Genomic DNA, 17,411 nt, shown 5'->3' on the forward strand with positions numbered 1-17,411 from the left:
TTATAATAAAAAAACCACCAAGAAATAATCTTGATGGTTTTGTAAGCATTTGAAATATCACGCTTAAGCCAGTAAATCCAATATAAAAGATGGAAATATACCCAAACCAATGTTTAGAATGATTGCCGTAATAGCAACTGCATAAATGACAAATGGAGTTGATTTTTTTTCTTCATTCGGTTCTTTTGTGTACATCGCTAACATTAATTTGAAGTAATAACCAACACTTATTATCGAGTTAATAACAGCTATAATTACTAAAAATAGGTAACCGGCCTGTATCGCATCATTGAATAAAACAAGCTTTGCAAAAAATCCTGCAAAAATTGGAATACCAGCCATCGATAATAAAGAAGCAGTCATTACTGCTGCTAATATTGGATTGTTTTTTCCTAGACCATGAAAGTTGACAATATCCTCATTATCTTTATTTTTACATACATATATAATAACACTAAAAGCTGCTATTCCAGATAGCGCATATGCAGAAGCATAATACAATAAATTACCTGCTGATGTAGATAAACTAAGCAAAGTCATTAACATAAATCCCGCATGCGATATCCCAGAAAACGCTAGCATACGCTTGACATTATTTTGGCGTAAAGCCATAATATTACCAACACTCATTGAAGCAATTGCGATAATGACAACAACAATTTTGAAAGCCTCAGAAACATCAGCGTTTAATACTGTAAGTAATTTATATAAAGAAGCCATTGCAACTACCTTTGCAAGTGTACTCATAAGAGCCGTAGTCATTGCTGGAGACCCCTCATAAACATCAGGAGCCCAAAAGTGAAATGGCACTGCTGCAATTTTAAAAAGCATACCTATGGTTACTAATACAATCCCTATCGGAAACCACACTGGCAATTCAGCAGAACGGGACAATTCACTAATTTCAATAACATCAAAACTTCCCATTGCACCGTAAATCAAACAAATCCCAAAAAGAATGATCCCTGACGCAAATGAACCCATCAGGAAGTATTTCATTCCTGCTTCATTACTTTTTAAATTCAATCGATCACTTGCGGCTAAAACGTATAACGCTATTGAAAGTACTTCAATGCCTAAAAAGAACATTGATAAATTCCCAAACGAAACCATTGCAACTGCTCCTGAAAGTAAAAATATTTTAATGGCTACATAATCAGAAATTTTTGTGGGATGCTTTTCATAATAAGTACCACTCAATGCGACTAAAAAAATTGTAAGCACAATAAATAAGGAGGAAAATGTGGTCGAAAATTTACTTACAACAATCATATTATTGTAATAACTTTCAGTAGAGTTAAATTCAGAAACAGTCAACCCGAGCACCGCTAACAATCCAAGGATTGTAATAGGTACAATAACTTTTCTTAAATTAAAAATTTCAAATAAAAGGCATAAAATACCTAATCCGATTATAGCTATTAATGTATTCATTTTATTATCTGACTAGTTGATTCTATTAATTTGTGTGAGTATTTCTTCTAAACTTGGTGTAATTAAATCCATGATCGGTTTTGGATACATCCCAAAAAAGAACAACACCCCAATAATTGCAACCATCGCTATACCCTCATTTACCGTAACATCAGGAAAACCTTTGCTATTTGTCTCTCCTAACATTGCATGCTGATACATCTTAAGCATATAGTAGGCTCCTAATATTATCGTTGTCCCACCTAAAACAGCGAACCAAATATTAACCTGATATAAACTATATAAAACCGTAAATTCACCAATAAAATTAAATGTAGTAGGTAATGATACAGATGCCAAAACTAAAAGTATAAACATCGAGGCCAATCGAGGCGCTTGAGCACGAATACCACCCATTTCTGAGATGGAGCAAGTTTGGTATCTTCTAAAAATAATTTCGCTAGCAAAGAATAAACCAACAACAACAAAACCGTGTGCAATCATTTGTAAAACTGCTCCTCGTAAGCCATCAAGGGTTAGCGTGTATGTACCCGCGGCAATTAAACCTACGTGTGCTAATGACGAGTAAGCTAGTAATTTCTTTAAATTATTTTGTTTTAAAGCAACAATTGAACCGTAAATAACTCCTGCAATTCCAAGTCCAATAAAAATATATCTGTACTCTGCTGCTGCTAAAGATGTTATTGGAAGTTGCCAACGAATTACACTATACAATCCCATTTTTAGCATAATACCTGACAATAACATTGTCCCTACTGTTGGAGATTTTTGATAAACGTTCGCCTGCCAAGTGTGAAAAGGGATTAATGGAATTTTAATCGCATACGCTAAAAAGAACGCCAAGAATATCCATAATTGTTCTGTTTCAGATAATTTAAGCTTGTATAAATCTTCTAGTAAAAAGCTGCCCGCTTGTTGATACAAATAGATAAACGCAACCAGCATAAATAAGGAACCAGCTAAAGTGTAAATAAAGAATTTAACAACTGCTTTTTTGCGTTCTTCAACATCTCCATTACCCCACACAAGTGCAATAAAATAAATAGGTATCAGCGCTAATTCCCAAAAAATATAATACAGTAATCCATCAGATGCTAAAAAAGTCCCAGCCATAGCAAATGACATAAATAAGACAAGAGCATAAAATGATTTGGAATTTTTATATTGATTTCCAAAAGAGGAAAAAATAATAATAACTGTTAAAACCGTATTTAATAATAACATTGCCATTGACAAACCGTCGGCTTTAAGTGCAAAAGAAACATTGGGCTTTGTGATCCATTTAGTGATAACGCTAATATTCTCGCCTGCATTATAATGTGTTAACAAAACTATGGAACAGCCCATAGCGACCAAGCCAAAAAATAAAGACACTTTTGAAGCTAGCTTATCTCCCGAAAGAAATGTCACAAAAGCTCCAACTAAGAGTATAATTAATATAAGAGATACGTTCATGATAATAAATTATTGGGCTAAAAATAAATAAGAAATAATGGCGCAAAGTCCTAAAACAAAAACAAACAAATATAATCCTATACTTCCAGTTTGTATTTTCTTTCCTTGATAACTTAATTCGTTAGTTACTTTGCCAAATCCATATACTAATGATGACAATCCAGTTTCAACTGTATCTCTAAAAAACTGAGACAAAAAGTTAATAGGTTTTACAAAAAGCGCATCATAGAATTCATCAACGTAATATTTATTGTAAAGCACTTTAGCAAAGCCCGTAATCTCAGCATCTGCAACAGGAACTGAATTTTGCTTGATATATTTGGAATACGCTAATCCTATTCCTATAAGTGCTCCTACTACCGCAATTGCCATTAAAGTATATTCAGTAGTACCAAAATGATGTTCAGCTGTAGCTAATTTTGGTAAAATAGGAATTAAATATCCATTTAACCAGCTATTACCAGGCAAACTAATCAAACCTCCTACCGTGGCTAAAATTGCTAAAACAATTAAAGGTATTGTCATTAGCGACGAACTTTCATGTAAATGACTTTTTTGTTCAGCAGTTCCCCTAAATTCCTTAAAGAAAGTAAGAAACATCAATCGGAACATATAAAAAGCCGTCATTATTGAAGCTATAGAACCAACTACCCATAATGGTATATTTTGATGAAAAGCTACTAACAAAATTTCATCCTTAGAGAAAAAACCTGAAAATAAAGGAACACCTGAAATGGCTAATGATGCAATTAACATTGTAGCAAACGTGATAGGCATCACTTTTTTCAAACCACCCATGTTACGCATATCTTGTTCCCCGTGTAGAGCGTGAATTACTGATCCTGATCCTAAGAACAAACAAGCTTTGAAAAAGGCATGAGTAATTACATGGAAAACTGCAACTTCATATGCACCTAATCCTAAAGCTAAAAACATGAGTCCTAATTGTGAAACAGTAGAATAGGCTAAAACTTTTTTAATATCATTTTGTATTAATCCTATTGTCGCTGCAACAAGAGCCGTTACAGCTCCAATAATAGCAATAATCGTCTGTACATAAGGGGTTAAGTCAAAGATAAAATTCAACCTTGTAATCATGAATATTCCTGCAGTAACCATAGTTGCGGCATGAATCAAAGCCGAAACTGGCGTTGGTCCCGCCATTGCATCTGGCAACCAGGTGTATAAAGGTATTTGTGCCGATTTCCCACAAGCTCCAATAAAAAGAGCAAAAGCTGCAATCGAAAGCATGTACATGTCTATGTCAGTTGCACTTGAAATGGCCGTTTTTAAACTAGCATAATCTAAGGTTGAGAATAAATTACCAATGATAAAGATTCCAACAAGTAATCCTAAATCCCCTATTCTATTCATTATAAAAGCTTTCTTTGCAGCGTCATTGTACTCTTGATTTTTGTACCAAAATCCAATTAGTAGATAAGAGCAAAGACCTACACCTTCCCAACCAATGAATAGCACTAATAAATTGCTGCCTACTACCAGCACAATCATAAAGAAAATAAACAGATTTAGGTAAGCAAAAAACTTGTGCATGTTTGCATCATCATGCATGTAACTGATGGAATACATGTGAATCAAGGTTCCAATTCCAGTTACAAAAAGTAGCCATAAAACAGATAATTGATCCAGTTGAAATCCAAAATCAACTGAGAAATTACTAATTTGAATCCAATCAAAAAGAGAAATTTTGATTCCCTCTGGTTGTGCTGCAATACCGCCAAAAAAATAAACTGTAGCCACAAAAGATATTAAAACAGAAAGTGTTCCTATTACACCCGAAAGCGTTTTTCCTAAACTTTTTCCTAAAAAAACATTAATTAAAAACCCTAAAAAAGGAGCAAGAACTAAAACTAAAACTATATTGGTATTCATTTCCATTTATCCTTTTAAGTTTTTTAAATTATCGATAGTAATTGAACCTAAGTTTCTAAAGATAGAGACTAAAATTGCCAATCCTACGGCAACTTCTGCGGCAGCTACAGCCATCGAGAAGAAAACGAAAACTTGACCTTGAGCATCTTGATGATAAGTTGAAAATGCAACAAATAGTAGACTAACGGCATTCAACATTATTTCAATAGACATAAAAACAATTATGGCATTTCGTCTATACAGTACTCCAAAAACGCCAATACAAAAAAGTATAACGCTCAGAAATATGTAATTTTCTATACCAATGTGGTTTAAAATATTATTCATATTACTTTTCTAATTTTTCTTTTTTAGACAATAAAACAGAACCAATCATTGCCACTAATAAAAGCACCGAAGCAAATTCAAACGGAACCATATATTCATTCAACAACACTTTACCTAATACATTAATTGATTGGTAATCTTCACCCGTGGTAGTGTAATCACCTACAATAGGTTTAGAATTGACAAAAATTGCAAGTAACACTAGACAAATTAAACAAAATGAAACTATAGCACCTAAACGCGTAATTCTAGGTTTGTGAACTTCTCGCTGTTCGTTTAAATTCATTAACATGATCGTAAATAAAAACAAAATCATTATTGCACCAGAGTACACAATAACGTGAACAATAGCTAAGAATTGCGCATTTAATAGCAAGTAATGTCCCGCAATGGAGAAAAAGCAAACCACCAAATAAATAGCACTATGAATGGGATTTCTACTAAAAACAGTTAAAAACGCAGTTGCTAAAGTGATAGCAGCTAAAACGGAAAAAATAATAAGTACTAGAGACATTAATTAACGTTTTTAAGTTGAGCGTTTTTCATTGCCATATCTAAAGGCATAACTAATTTATCTTTTCCAAAAATGAAATCTTCTCTTTCATAACTGGAAGGAACTAATACTTTTGATGTAGTTAAATAAATGGCATCTTTTGGGCACGCCTCTTCACATAAACCGCAAAATATACAACGCAACATATTTATTTCATATATTGATGCATATTTCTCTTCTCTATATAAATGCTTTTCGTCCGGTTTACGTTCCTCAGCTTTCATTGTAATTGCTTCCGCTGGGCAGGACAAAGCACACAAGCCACATGCAGTACAGTTTTCTCTCCCCAGCTCATCACGTTTCAGCATATGCTGACCGCGGTAAACAGGACTCATAACGCGTTCTTGCTCAGGATATTTGATAGTCACTTTTCTGGTAAAAAGATGCTGAATTGTAATTATCAATCCCTTAGCGATTGCAACAAGATATAATCTTTCCCAAAAAGTCATCTCTTTATTAGAGACCACTTTTTTTCTTCCTGATAAGGATATACTTTCTATTGACATTTTTTATTTTTTTTGAAGCTTAATCCTGCTATCCGCTACAATCTTTTAACCGCTATCGCTATTAAAAGGATTTTCACTACTATCAGGGCTAGGCACTCTAGTATTTAATAACTTATTTGATAAACTAACCTATTTTGTTTTACAATTAAAAATTGTTGTTTTAGCATGAAATTATATCCTTCATTTGATTTATAGCGACATCTAAAAATAATTAAACTTACCTCAATTTATTGATAAATATTTAACCGTTCTTCTCAATTAATACCGTATCAATTAAATTATAAATAAGAACGCTACAATTACAAGATTATAATTCCTCAGCCTATTGCATTTTTAAAATCCAAAAAAAGCAAGTAAGTCAGCTCTCAAAATTACAATACCAGTAATTACAATGTTTAAAATTGATAACGGGATTAAGATTTTCCAACCCAAATGCATCAATTGATCGTATCTAAATCTTGGGATAGTCCACCGCACCCACATAAAGAAAAATATGAAGCCACAAAGTTTAACAAACAAAGCACCAAATCCTATTATATTCGCAATATTTACACCCCAATTTTCAACAGCCCAACTCATTCCCGGATAATTATACCCTCCAAAGAATAAAACGGCCAAAAGTGTTGATGAAATAAACATGTTTGCATACTCAGCAAAAAGATAAAATCCCATTTTCATGGAGGAATATTCCGTGTGATAACCGCCTATTAATTCTGTTTCACATTCTGGTAAATCAAAGGGAGTTCTATTTGCTTCAGCAAAAGCACAAATTAGAAAAATAACAAAGGAAAGTGGCTGATAGAAGACATTCCAGTTCATTCCTGATTGTTGAATTGTAATCTCTTTCAAACTCAATGTACCTGTCATCATTAGCAAAGCTATAATTGAAAGTCCCATAGCAATTTCATACGAAACCATTTGAGATGCTGCACGTACCGCACCAATAAGCGAAAACTTATTGTTAGAAGCCCACCCTCCAATCATTATTCCGTAAATACCCACTGACACAACTCCGAAAAAATAGAGTAAACCGATATTTAAATCTGTCGCCTGCAATAATATGTCTCTTCCAAATAAATGCAAACGGTCACCCCATGGGATCACAGCGCTAGTCATTAAAGCAGTACTCATTGCAATAGCAGGACCTACAAAAAATAAAGTTCTATTTGGAGTATTAGGTTCAAATTCCTCTTTAGCAAACAATTTTAATCCATCAGCAAGTGGTTGAAAAAGCCCCATAGGACCCGCTCTGTTTGGACCAACACGATCTTGAAGCCAAGCGGCCACTTTTCGTTCTGCCCAAGTAGAATACATTGCCATCAACATTGTTAAAGCAAATACAGTAACAATTACGACGCTTTTTTCTATGATAAAAGTACTATCCATTATTACTCAAACTTTTTTGATTTATAATGTCTTCTTCAGTCAAGGGAAATTCAGCCATACTAATCTTTTTGCGGTCTTGTTCTCTACCTAAAAGTATTTTCTCTTCGGTAGCGATTTCAACTTTCTCTAATTTTCTGGTATAGTTATTTTGATTGATAACCGAATCTTTTTCAAAAACTCTTGGTCCTTCAATGATCCAATCAGTCACTTCCTTTTTATCAAATCTACAAGTATTACAAATGAATTCATCCACTTCATGATACTCATCTTTTCGTCCTGTAACACGCTGGATTTCGTCACCAAACATCCAAACAGTTGTTTTCCCGCAACATTTATCGCAGTCTCTGTGCGCGTTGTAAGGCTTGTTAAACCAAACTCTTGATTTGAATCTAAAAGTTTTATCAGTTAATGCACCTACAGGACATACGTCAATCATATTTCCAGAGAATTCATTATCAATTGCTTTAGAAATACAAGTCGAAATATTAGAATGATCGCCTCTATCCATTACCCCGTGCACACGGTCGTCAGTTAATTGATCAGCAACCATTACGCAGCGGTAACAAAGAATACAACGATTCATGTGTAATTGAATGTTTTCGCCAATATTTTCTGGCTCAAAAGTTCTTTTTTCTTCAACAAAACGACTTTGAGATTTTCCATGCTCAAAACTTAAATTTTGTAAATCACATTCTCCAGCTTGATCGCAAACGGGACAATCTAATGGGTGATTAATCAACAAAAATTCGGTTACTGATTTTCTAGCTTCTTGTACACGTGGCGAAGATTTACTGTTTACTTCCATTCCATCCATACAACCGGTTACACAAGAGGCCATTAATTTTGGCATTGGTCTAGGATCAGCTTCGCTTCCTTTTGCAACTTCTACTAAACAGCAACGGCATTTTCCGCCACTACCTTTTAGTTTAGAATAATAACACATGGCTGGCGGAACTACTTCTCCACCTATCATACGTGCCGCTTGCAGGATTGTGGTTCCTGGTTCTACTTCTATCGACTGACCGTCTATTGTTACTTTCATTATTTACTAATGTTTAACTCCATGGGAGTATCTTAATTCTGAAATCAAAAATCTTACACCAATTCTTTAGCAACTAAGTGCTTTACTTTCTCAAAAGGCTCAGCAACAAAGTGATCTCTATTTTTTATTTTTTCTGGAAAACGAATATGGTACTCGAATTCATCTCTAAAATGACGAATTGCCGCTGCTACTGGCCAAGCTGCTGCATCACCGAGAGGACAAATCGTGTTACCTTCAATTTTACTTTGAATACTCAAAAGCAAATCAATATCCTCTTCACGACCGTAACCATTTTCAATTCTATTTAACACTTTCTCCATCCATCCAGTTCCTTCGCGACAAGGGGAACATTGCCCACAGCTTTCGTGATGATAAAAACGAGAGAAATTCCAGGTGTTGCGAACAATACATGCGGTATCATTGTAAACGATAAATCCACCTGAACCTAACATCGAACCAGTTGCAAAACCTCCATCACTTAGTGATTCATAAGTCATCAAACGATCTTCACCATTTGCAGTTTTAAAAATTAAATGAGCTGGTAAAACAGGAACAGAACTTCCTCCTGGAACAAAGGCCTTCAATGGTCGATCTGAACTCATTCCTCCTAAATACTCATCAGAATTCATAAATTCATACACACTTAAACCCATTTCAATTTCATACACACCTGGATTTTTAATATGTCCAGAAGCAGAAATTAATTTAGTACCAGTTGATCTACCAATACCAATTTTTGCATAGTCAGCACCGGAATTATTTACAATCCATGGTACAGCAGCAATTGTTTCGACATTATTTACAACAGTAGGATTTGACCACAATCCTGAGATTGCAGGAAATGGTGGCTTGATTCTAGGATTACCTCTTTTACCTTCTAGTGATTCAATTAAGGCTGTTTCTTCGCCACAAATGTAAGCGCCTGCACCACAATGAACATATAAATCTAAGTCATAACCTGAACCTAATATATTTTTACCCAAAAATCCAGCTGCTTTGGCTTCATTGATGGCTTTTTCTAATATTTTATAAATCCACATATACTCGCCACGAATGTAAATATAAGATAGATTTGCACCCAATGCATAACTCGATGTTATCATACCCTCGATCAACAAATGCGGGATAAATTCCATTAAATAGCGATCCTTGAAAGTTCCTGGTTCTGACTCATCGGCATTGCACACTAAATGTCTTGGCTTTCCTGATTTTTTATCAATGAAGCTCCATTTCATTCCAGCAGGAAAACCCGCACCACCACGACCACGCAATCCCGAAGTTTTTACTTCTTCAACTACTTCGTCTGGCGTCAAGGTTTTTAATGCTTTCTCAACTGAGGCATATCCACCATTGGCACGGTAAACATCGTACGTTTTTATGCCGGGGATATTAATTTTATCTAATAATATTTTTTGTGACATATTATTTATCGTGTAATATTATAATATCATTTTTACAATCTTCGATCAACTGATCTACTTTTTCTTTAGTTAAATGTTCTTTGTAAAAATCACCTAACTGCATTATAGGAGCATACCCACACGCACCTAAGCATTCTACTCCTCTAACTTCAAAGAGTCCGTCAACTGTTGGTTCACCAACTTTGACACCTAATTTTTCGCAAGTGTAATCCATCAAATCTTCTACCCCATTTAAGCAACAAGGCGAAGTCTGACAAAACTCAAACATATATTTACCTATAGGTCTTTGATTGTACATCGTATAAAACGAAACCACTTCATAAACCTCAATTGGTTTGATCTGAATAATCTCCGCAACTTTATCCATTAATTCAATACTCAACCAATTCTCGTGTGCGTCTTGAACTTCGTGCAAAACAGGCAATAGTGCTGATTTCCTTTTATCTTCAGGATAATAACTGATTAGTTCATTGATTCTATTCATCAACGTTTCAGTTATATTTATTTCTTGTTTGTGATGTGTTCTTTCCATTTTTATTGTTTTTGCCACAAGGGCGCAAAGTCAAAAAGTTTTTATTGTTTTACAGCTATTTTAACCTGAAATTAACCTCGCATAATCGCGATATACTTCTGAAATCTTTCCTCCTTTTAAGCGTCTAATTCTCCTGCAATGACGTTCAAACTTGATAGTATAACAATAGCGTCAGAGAGTAACGCTCCTTCAATCATTTCAGGATAGGCTTGGTAATAAATAAAGCAAGGTCTACGAAAATGCAATCGATACGGAGTACGGCTACCATCAGTTACTAAATAAAAACCTAATTCTCCATTTCCTCCTTCAACAGGATGATAAATTTCAGCAACTGGTATAGGAACTTCTCCCATTACAATTTTAAAGTGGTAGATTAGAGATTCCATATTGGTATACACATCTTCTTTTGGCGGAAGGTAATAATCAGGTACATCAGCATGAAACTCATTGCCCTCTGGCATTTTAGCAAGCGCCTGTCGAATGATACTTAAACTCTCCCAAACCTCAGCATTACGAACACAAAAACGATCATAAGTATCACCGGATTTGCCAACAGGAACAATGAAATCAAAATCCTCATAAGAAGAATAGGGCTGCGCTACTCGAACATCGTAATCAACACCCGTAGCTCTTAAATTTGGACCAGTAAAACCATAATTCATTGCTTTTTCCGCAGTAATCGGACCTACATTTACTGTTCTATCAATAAAAATTCTATTTCGAACAAATAAATTTTCAAATTCTTGCCATGCTGGCGGAAACTCTTCTAAAAAAACATCTAGCTTCCTGAAAGCTTCGGGAGACCAATCTCTTTCAAAACCACCAATTCGACCCATATTTGTAGTCAAACGAGCGCCACAAATTTCCTCGTAAATTTCGTATATTTTCTCTCTGAACTGGAATACATATAAAAAACCCGTGTAAGCTCCAGTATCTACTCCCAAAATTGAATTGCAAATAATATGATCTGTAATTCGAGCGAGTTCCATTACAATGACTCTTAAATATTGTGCCCTTTTAGGAACTTCAATATCTAATAATTTTTCTAAAGTCATCCACCATCCCATATTATTAATAGGTGAAGAACAATAGTTCATTCTATCAGTAAGTGGAGTGATTTGGTAAAAGGGACGATTTTCAGCTATTTTTTCAAAGGCTCTATGAATGTAACCAATAGTTGGTTCCGCCTCTAAAATTCGCTCACCATCCATCAACAAGATATTTTGAAAAATACCATGTGTTGCAGGGTGAGTTGGACCTAAATTTAAGATCGAAAGCTCGCTTCCATCTTCATTTAGCTGCTCTTTTATTCTTTTAGCATAGCGATGCTCTGGTGGTAATAATAGTTCTGACATTTATTTAATGTGAAAAATTATAGATATAAACTTTTTTAATAATTATCAGTTGTTCTTCCAAAGAAACGATCATCTTTATCAGTTCTTCCACTGTCTTCCATTGGGAATTCTTTTCGCATTGGAAATGAAATCATTTCGTCCATATTCAAAATACGTTTTAATTGCGGATGTCCAATAAAATCAATACCATAAAAATCATATGCTTCTCTTTCCATCCAATTTGAACTTCGGAAAATATTTGATATCGTTTTAATTTTTGGATTTTCGCCGTCAATATAAACTTTGATTTTTATTCTTTTATTTTCGTACCAGTTGTGCATATGATATACCACTGCAAACTGCCTGCTAAATTCGTTGTCTGGATAATGGATTGCGCAAAGGTCAGTTAAAAAATGAAATCGTAAATCAGGATCATTTTTCAAAAAAAGTATTAATGCAGTTATTGAATCAGTAGTAGATTCAAATGAAAAAATATCTTTTTCTTGATTGTAATTAAATACATTTATTCCAAATGCTTCATTTACCTTCTCTTGAATTTGTATTGCTTCTAAAGCCATTTATTTAATATTATAAGATGCCAATAGTTCTTGATACTCAGGAGAACTTCTTCTTCTTACAGATTCAGTTCTAACTAATTCTTGTAATTTCATCACTCCGTCTATTATTTGTTCCGGACGGGGTGGACAACCAGGAACGTAAACATCAACAGGAATAACTTTATCAATTCCTTGCAATGTAGAATACGTGTCAAAAATTCCACCAGAACTAGCACAAGCACCAACGGCAATTACCCAGCGAGGCTCAGTCATTTGCTCATAAACCTGACGTAAAATTGGCGCCATCTTTTTTGAAATAGTTCCCATCACCATCAGCATATCTGCTTGACGTGGAGAAAAACTTACTCGTTCAGAACCAAAACGTGCTAAATCGTAATGTGATGCCATTGTTGCCATAAACTCAATTCCGCAACAAGATGTTGCAAAAGGCAATGGCCATAGTGAATTAGCTCTAGCCATACCTACAACATCATTCAGTTTTGTAGCGAAAAAACCTTCACCCACAACACCTTCAGGAGGGGCAACCATATTTATTTTTGAATCGCTCATGATTTTATTAGATTTTAGATAGTTGGATTAAAAATCCAACTATTTTATTTCAGTCTTCTGTTTACGTTTATTGTGTGGAAATGAAATTATTTATAGGAAACTGCACAACGCTTTATTCCCATTCTAACGCTTTCTTTTTGATGATATAGAAAAAACCAATCAAAAGCAATGACATAAAAATTATCATTTTAAACATTCCTTCTATTCCTAACTCTTTGAAATTAACTGCCCAAGGATATAGAAAAATTACTTCAATATCAAATAGAACAAACAAAATTGCAACAAGGAAATACTTAACCGAAAATGGAATTCTAGCATTTCCTACAGATTCAATTCCACATTCAAAGTTTTTACCTTTAGCCTCAGAGATCCGTTTTGGACCCAATTTCCCTGAAACCAAAATAGTTCCAACAACAAACCCGACAGCTAATAGAAACTGCATTAAAATCGGTATGTAATTTAATTGATCAGATTGCATAATGCATGTTTTTTTTTAATTACAATAGTTAGCAAAGATAGGTTTCATGTATTGAAAACACAAGTTTAAAACAATTATAAGTTTGTGCCAAAATACTATTACCAACTAATTTTTAATGATTATAAATAATTCGTTATAATTATAAAAAAAAACGCTTCGATTAAATCGAAACGTTTTTAACATTCTTTAACAAAAATAAATTTTCTGTTTAGATAACCGCTACTTTCGCAGCAACTTTTCCTTTTCTTCCTTCTTCTTCTTCATAGCTTACTCTATCACCTTCGCGCAACTCTTCCGCGTTGATTCCTGATGCATGAACAAAAATGTCTTTTCCTGTTTCTTCGTCTGTAATGAATCCGTAACCTTTAGATTCATTGAAAAATTTAACTGTACCTGTACGCATTGTAATTGTAATAATAATTTATAATGAGGCAAATGTAATATTTAATACAATACGAAATACGAACTTGCGTTTTTATTTTGTAAAATTATTGATATTCAACGTTTTCTAACAAATTTAATCGACCAAAGGACCTAAACTAGTTTGATATGAAGCTCTTTCAATTGTGTATCATCAATTTTAGATGGTGCGTCAATCATAACATCTCTTCCTGAATTGTTTTTAGGGAATGCAATAAAATCACGTATCGTTTCTTGTCCGCCTAATATGGCTACCAATCTATCTAATCCAAAAGCTAATCCACCATGCGGTGGCGCTCCAAACTGAAAAGCATCCATTAAGAAACCAAACTGTTCTTTAGCTTCCTCTGATGTGAAACCTAAATATTTAAACATCAATTGCTGCGTGGCTTTATCGTGAATACGAATGGAACCTCCCCCTATTTCATTACCATTTAAAACCATGTCATAGGCATTTGCACGCACTTTCCCAGGATCTGTCTCAAGCAGTGCCATGTCCTCTGGTTTCGGAGAAGTAAAAGGATGATGCATTGCGTGGTAACGACCGCTTTCTTCGTCTAATTCCAATAAAGGGAAATCTACGACCCATAGTGGTGCAAATTCTCCTGGATTTCTTAGTCCTAAGCGCGCAGCCAATTCCATTCTCAACGCAGAAAGTTGCGTTCTCGTTTTATGAGCTGGACCAGAAACTACAAAGATCATATCACCCACTTTTGCTCCAGTAATTTTTGCCCAATGAGCCAAATCCTGCTGATCGTAAAATTTATCAACAGATGATTTATAAGTACCATCGTCATTGCATTTTACATATACCATCCCGCTGGCTCCAACTTGCGGGCGTTTCATCCAATCTATCAAACCATCAATTTCTTTACGAGTGTAGATTCCTGCACCCGGAACTGCAATTCCAACAACTAATTCTGCTGCGTTAAACACCGGAAAATCTTTATGTTGTGCAAATTCATTCAGTTCACCAAATTCCATCCCAAAACGAATATCCGGCTTATCATTCCCGTATGTTTTCATCGCATAATCATAAGTAATACGCGGGAATTTCTCAACATCTACACCTTTGATCTCTTTTAGTAAATGTCTTGTCAGACCTTCAAAAACATTTAGAATATCTTCTTGTTCAACAAATGCCATTTCACAATCAATTTGTGTAAACTCCGGTTGTCTATCGGCACGTAGATCCTCATCCCTGAAACATTTTACGATTTGGAAATATTTATCCATTCCGCCTACCATCAACAATTGTTTAAAAGTTTGAGGCGATTGTGGCAAAGCATAAAACTGTCCTTCATTCATGCGAGAAGGAACCACAAAATCTCTGGCACCTTCAGGAGTTGACTTAATTAAATACGGAGTTTCAACTTCACAAAAATCTAAATCTGAAAGATACTTACGCACTTCCATTGTCACTTTGTGACGAAATAGCAAATTATTTTTGACTGGATTTCTCCTTATATCAAGGTAACGATACTTCATCCTAATATCTTCTCCCCCATCTGTTTCGTCCTCGATTGTAAATGGAGGCGTGAGCGAGGCATTCAAAATCGTCAATTCGCTTACTAAAATTTCAATATCACCTGTAGTCATATTTTTGTTTTTAGCCTCGCGCTCAATAACAGTTCCCTTTACTTGAATAACATATTCTCGACCCAATGTTTTTGCCAATTCAAAGACTGATTTTTCAGAGCGACCTTCGTCAAAAATCAATTGCGTTACTCCATAACGGTCGCGTAAATCGACCCAATTCATAAATCCTTTATCACGGGATTTTTGGACCCAACCTGCAAGCGTTACTTCTGTATTAATATTTGAGACATTTAACTCACCGCAATTATGACTTCTGTACATTTTATTTATTTTAAATTATTGTCCTATAGAAAACGGTTGCAAATTTAGGACTAATTATCAATAATGACTTGAGAAATGGGAAATTTTAGTATCAGAATCACATTGATCTTTAAAATTCCAATGTTAAATTTTATTCCAATGTTACTAAATTGTTAAGTTAAAGTTTTTTTATTGTAAATTACTTTCTATGTTTGATACGCTAACACAAACTTTAACACCAAAATACATGAAAAAATATATAATTTTAAGCGCTATTCTATTCTCATCAGTATCATTTGCACAAGAAAGCAAGCCACAGTTAGATGCTGTAGGTGAATTAGTAAAAGCAACCTACTATTTTGAAAATGGAAAAATACAGCAAGAAGGTTTCTTTAAAAACGGAAAACTTGACGGAGTATGGACCTCGTATGATAATAAAGGAAATAAACAAGCAGTCGCCACCTACAACGATGGTGAGAAAACTGGAAAATGGTTTTTCTGGAGTGATACCACCATAACAGAAGTAGATTATTCAAATAGTAGAATAGCATCCGTAAAAAAAGGAAAACACGACGCCTTAGTGAACAACTAATAAATTACTTAAATTTTTATAAAGCCTTTGCTAAGCAGAGGCTTTTTTTGTGGCGTGATTTGCCGATGTAAATAAAACAAGAGAATCATATTTTCTCATACCACTACATAAAACAGATCCATTAATCTTTGCATTCAATGTTAAAGGTGCATAGGCTATTTAAAAGGTTCAACGCAGCGCAAATCTTGTTATTACAGTTTATACCACCTCGACTGCTCGATTTGACAATAGGCACGACAGTAAATTTACCAACCAATTTGTGCCAAATAGTTATCACACAAGCAGCTGTTGCAATTTAAAGGATTGTATTTTGAAATACAATGCGCCACTGTGACTTAGCTAAAACCCTAACCGCTTTACAAAATTTCTAACTTTCAGGTATTAATTTCTGCTTGAAACTAATATTGGTGTGTAATTAAACAGAACGTTTGTTTTAAATGTACAAACACAAATTATAAACCTAAATTTTGTTAAAAACGGTCATTCTCAAATACAAAAGTTAAATTTTTCCCTTTTTGATAAAATCCTTTAATATGAAACTATTTTAATTATGCGACTAACAGGTTTTTAAGTACAGCAAAAAATAAGATATATGACATTTCAAACGAGTTGGGAACAATTATTGTACTTTTTTAATAAAATAATTATTGTAAAGACTAAAAACAAATTACTAAAACTAATAATGGATTAATACAACATGGAATATCCATAATCGATTAGAAAGTCTTATCCTTAGAAAAGATTATTCTATTAAGTTCTGAAACAAATTTAGAAAGCGAAGAGGTGCGTAGAGTGTAATTTAAAGACGAAAAATACCCGTTGGTATAATTAGTTTTTGATGGTGATTTTTCATCAGTTCGAGTATTTTTCGATAGAAAAATATATCGAGAACAAGAAAAATTTCATTAAAAACGGTTCTCAATACATTTTTTACTCCGTTTTACTCCACAAAAAACACTCGAACTGACGTTTTGAATAATTACACTTAACGAGTTAAAAATATAAGTTTAGACTAGAAATATAAATCAGGAAAATGTTAACCTTAATTTTTAATTTATTTTTTAATTCAAAA

At 34.1% G+C, this 17,411-nt stretch carries 17 protein-coding genes; 1 reads left to right on the forward strand and 16 read right to left on the reverse strand.

Going from position 1 to position 17,411, the window contains the following annotated elements; genetic code table 11:
- Positions 1 to 63: 63 nt before the first annotated feature.
- The 16 genes from BUA99_RS03975 to aspS form a co-directional block, all read right to left on the reverse strand.
- On the reverse strand, positions 64 to 1,434 hold the full coding sequence (locus BUA99_RS03975; protein WP_072988521.1) for an NADH-quinone oxidoreductase subunit N: 1,371 nt from the start codon (positions 1,432 to 1,434) through the stop codon (positions 64 to 66).
- A 12-nt stretch (positions 1,435 to 1,446) separates the two neighbouring features.
- Positions 1,447 to 2,889, reverse strand: a complete 1,443-nt coding sequence (locus BUA99_RS03980) for a complex I subunit 4 family protein (protein ID WP_072988524.1) — start codon at positions 2,887 to 2,889, stop codon at positions 1,447 to 1,449.
- A 9-nt stretch (positions 2,890 to 2,898) separates the two neighbouring features.
- Entirely contained in the window at positions 2,899 to 4,782 is a 1,884-nt protein-coding gene (nuoL, locus tag BUA99_RS03985; RefSeq protein ID WP_072988761.1) for an NADH-quinone oxidoreductase subunit L, read from the reverse strand.
- Between the two features lie 6 nt (positions 4,783 to 4,788).
- Positions 4,789 to 5,109: an NADH-quinone oxidoreductase subunit NuoK gene (nuoK, locus tag BUA99_RS03990; protein ID WP_072988527.1), complete on the reverse strand. Its 321-nt coding sequence runs from the start codon at positions 5,107 to 5,109 to the stop codon at positions 4,789 to 4,791.
- A 1-nt stretch (position 5,110) separates the two neighbouring features.
- Positions 5,111 to 5,623 carry an NADH-quinone oxidoreductase subunit J family protein gene (locus BUA99_RS03995; protein WP_072988530.1) on the reverse strand — a complete coding sequence of 171 codons (513 nt, stop codon included), beginning with the start codon at positions 5,621 to 5,623 and terminating at the stop codon, positions 5,111 to 5,113.
- The gene (locus BUA99_RS04000) at positions 5,623 to 6,168 is read right to left on the reverse strand and encodes a NuoI/complex I 23 kDa subunit family protein (RefSeq protein ID WP_072988532.1); all 546 of its coding nucleotides are present in this window, start codon (positions 6,166 to 6,168) and stop codon (positions 5,623 to 5,625) included. The genes BUA99_RS03995 and BUA99_RS04000 overlap by 1 nt, the downstream gene beginning before the upstream one ends.
- A 333-nt stretch (positions 6,169 to 6,501) precedes the next feature.
- A complete protein-coding gene (nuoH, locus tag BUA99_RS04005; protein WP_072988535.1) occupies positions 6,502 to 7,554 on the reverse strand; it encodes an NADH-quinone oxidoreductase subunit NuoH in 1,053 nt (350 codons plus the stop codon).
- On the reverse strand, positions 7,547 to 8,596 hold the full coding sequence (locus BUA99_RS04010) for an NADH-quinone oxidoreductase subunit G (protein ID WP_072988537.1): 1,050 nt from the start codon (positions 8,594 to 8,596) through the stop codon (positions 7,547 to 7,549). The genes nuoH and BUA99_RS04010 overlap by 8 nt, the downstream gene beginning before the upstream one ends.
- 53 nt (positions 8,597 to 8,649) lie before the next feature.
- Entirely contained in the window at positions 8,650 to 10,017 is a 1,368-nt protein-coding gene (gene nuoF / locus BUA99_RS04015) for an NADH-quinone oxidoreductase subunit NuoF (protein WP_072988539.1), read from the reverse strand.
- A gap of 1 nt (position 10,018) precedes the next feature.
- Positions 10,019 to 10,549, reverse strand: coding sequence for a complex I 24 kDa subunit family protein (locus BUA99_RS04020; RefSeq protein WP_072988541.1), 531 nt, complete (start codon positions 10,547 to 10,549; stop codon positions 10,019 to 10,021).
- Positions 10,550 to 10,665: 116 nt separating this feature from the next.
- Positions 10,666 to 11,904, reverse strand: coding sequence for an NADH-quinone oxidoreductase subunit D (locus tag BUA99_RS04025; protein ID WP_072988544.1), 1,239 nt, complete (start codon positions 11,902 to 11,904; stop codon positions 10,666 to 10,668).
- Positions 11,905 to 11,939: 35 nt separating this feature from the next.
- Complete coding sequence (locus BUA99_RS04030) at positions 11,940 to 12,461, reverse strand: NADH-quinone oxidoreductase subunit C (protein WP_072988546.1); 522 nt, start codon at positions 12,459 to 12,461, stop codon at positions 11,940 to 11,942.
- Positions 12,462 to 13,010, reverse strand: coding sequence for an NADH-quinone oxidoreductase subunit B (locus tag BUA99_RS04035; protein WP_072988550.1), 549 nt, complete (start codon positions 13,008 to 13,010; stop codon positions 12,462 to 12,464).
- A 112-nt stretch (positions 13,011 to 13,122) separates the two neighbouring features.
- Complete coding sequence (locus BUA99_RS04040; RefSeq protein ID WP_072988553.1) at positions 13,123 to 13,488, reverse strand: NADH-quinone oxidoreductase subunit A; 366 nt, start codon at positions 13,486 to 13,488, stop codon at positions 13,123 to 13,125.
- Between the two features lie 208 nt (positions 13,489 to 13,696).
- Positions 13,697 to 13,891: a cold-shock protein gene (locus BUA99_RS04045; RefSeq protein WP_007137066.1), complete on the reverse strand. Its 195-nt coding sequence runs from the start codon at positions 13,889 to 13,891 to the stop codon at positions 13,697 to 13,699.
- A 131-nt stretch (positions 13,892 to 14,022) separates the two neighbouring features.
- A complete protein-coding gene (gene aspS / locus BUA99_RS04050) occupies positions 14,023 to 15,768 on the reverse strand; it encodes an aspartate--tRNA ligase (RefSeq protein ID WP_072988555.1) in 1,746 nt (581 codons plus the stop codon).
- Between the two features lie 226 nt (positions 15,769 to 15,994).
- Here aspS and BUA99_RS04055 point away from each other — a divergent pair, with 226 nt between their 5' ends.
- Positions 15,995 to 16,339, forward strand: coding sequence for a toxin-antitoxin system YwqK family antitoxin (locus tag BUA99_RS04055; RefSeq protein WP_072988764.1), 345 nt, complete (start codon positions 15,995 to 15,997; stop codon positions 16,337 to 16,339).
- The last annotated feature ends 1,072 nt before the right edge of the window (positions 16,340 to 17,411 follow it).

Origin of the sequence: Flavobacterium segetis (genome assembly GCF_900129575.1) — a bacterium.
Lineage (GTDB): Bacteria > Bacteroidota > Bacteroidia > Flavobacteriales > Flavobacteriaceae > Flavobacterium > Flavobacterium segetis.

Bases quoted from the DNA above. Each gene is read 5' to 3' on its own strand.
- BUA99_RS03975 (WP_072988521.1), bottom strand. From the start codon at position 1,434: ATGAATACATTAATAGCTATAATCGGATTAGGTATTTTATGCCTTTTA.
- BUA99_RS03980 (WP_072988524.1), bottom strand. From the start codon at position 2,889: ATGAACGTATCTCTTATATTAATTATACTCTTAGTTGGAGCTTTTGTG.
- nuoL (WP_072988761.1), bottom strand. From the start codon at position 4,782: ATGAATACCAATATAGTTTTAGTTTTAGTTCTTGCTCCTTTTTTAGGG.
- nuoK (WP_072988527.1), bottom strand. From the start codon at position 5,109: ATGAATAATATTTTAAACCACATTGGTATAGAAAATTACATATTTCTG.
- BUA99_RS03995 (WP_072988530.1), bottom strand. From the start codon at position 5,623: ATGTCTCTAGTACTTATTATTTTTTCCGTTTTAGCTGCTATCACTTTA.
- BUA99_RS04000 (WP_072988532.1), bottom strand. From the start codon at position 6,168: ATGTCAATAGAAAGTATATCCTTATCAGGAAGAAAAAAAGTGGTCTCT.
- nuoH (WP_072988535.1), bottom strand. From the start codon at position 7,554: ATGGATAGTACTTTTATCATAGAAAAAAGCGTCGTAATTGTTACTGTA.
- BUA99_RS04010 (WP_072988537.1), bottom strand. From the start codon at position 8,596: ATGAAAGTAACAATAGACGGTCAGTCGATAGAAGTAGAACCAGGAACC.
- nuoF (WP_072988539.1), bottom strand. From the start codon at position 10,017: ATGTCACAAAAAATATTATTAGATAAAATTAATATCCCCGGCATAAAA.
- BUA99_RS04020 (WP_072988541.1), bottom strand. From the start codon at position 10,549: ATGGAAAGAACACATCACAAACAAGAAATAAATATAACTGAAACGTTG.
- BUA99_RS04025 (WP_072988544.1), bottom strand. From the start codon at position 11,904: ATGTCAGAACTATTATTACCACCAGAGCATCGCTATGCTAAAAGAATA.
- BUA99_RS04030 (WP_072988546.1), bottom strand. From the start codon at position 12,461: ATGGCTTTAGAAGCAATACAAATTCAAGAGAAGGTAAATGAAGCATTT.
- BUA99_RS04035 (WP_072988550.1), bottom strand. From the start codon at position 13,010: ATGAGCGATTCAAAAATAAATATGGTTGCCCCTCCTGAAGGTGTTGTG.
- BUA99_RS04040 (WP_072988553.1), bottom strand. From the start codon at position 13,488: ATGCAATCTGATCAATTAAATTACATACCGATTTTAATGCAGTTTCTA.
- BUA99_RS04045 (WP_007137066.1), bottom strand. From the start codon at position 13,891: ATGCGTACAGGTACAGTTAAATTTTTCAATGAATCTAAAGGTTACGGA.
- aspS (WP_072988555.1), bottom strand. From the start codon at position 15,768: ATGTACAGAAGTCATAATTGCGGTGAGTTAAATGTCTCAAATATTAAT.
- BUA99_RS04055 (WP_072988764.1), top strand. From the start codon at position 15,995: ATGAAAAAATATATAATTTTAAGCGCTATTCTATTCTCATCAGTATCA.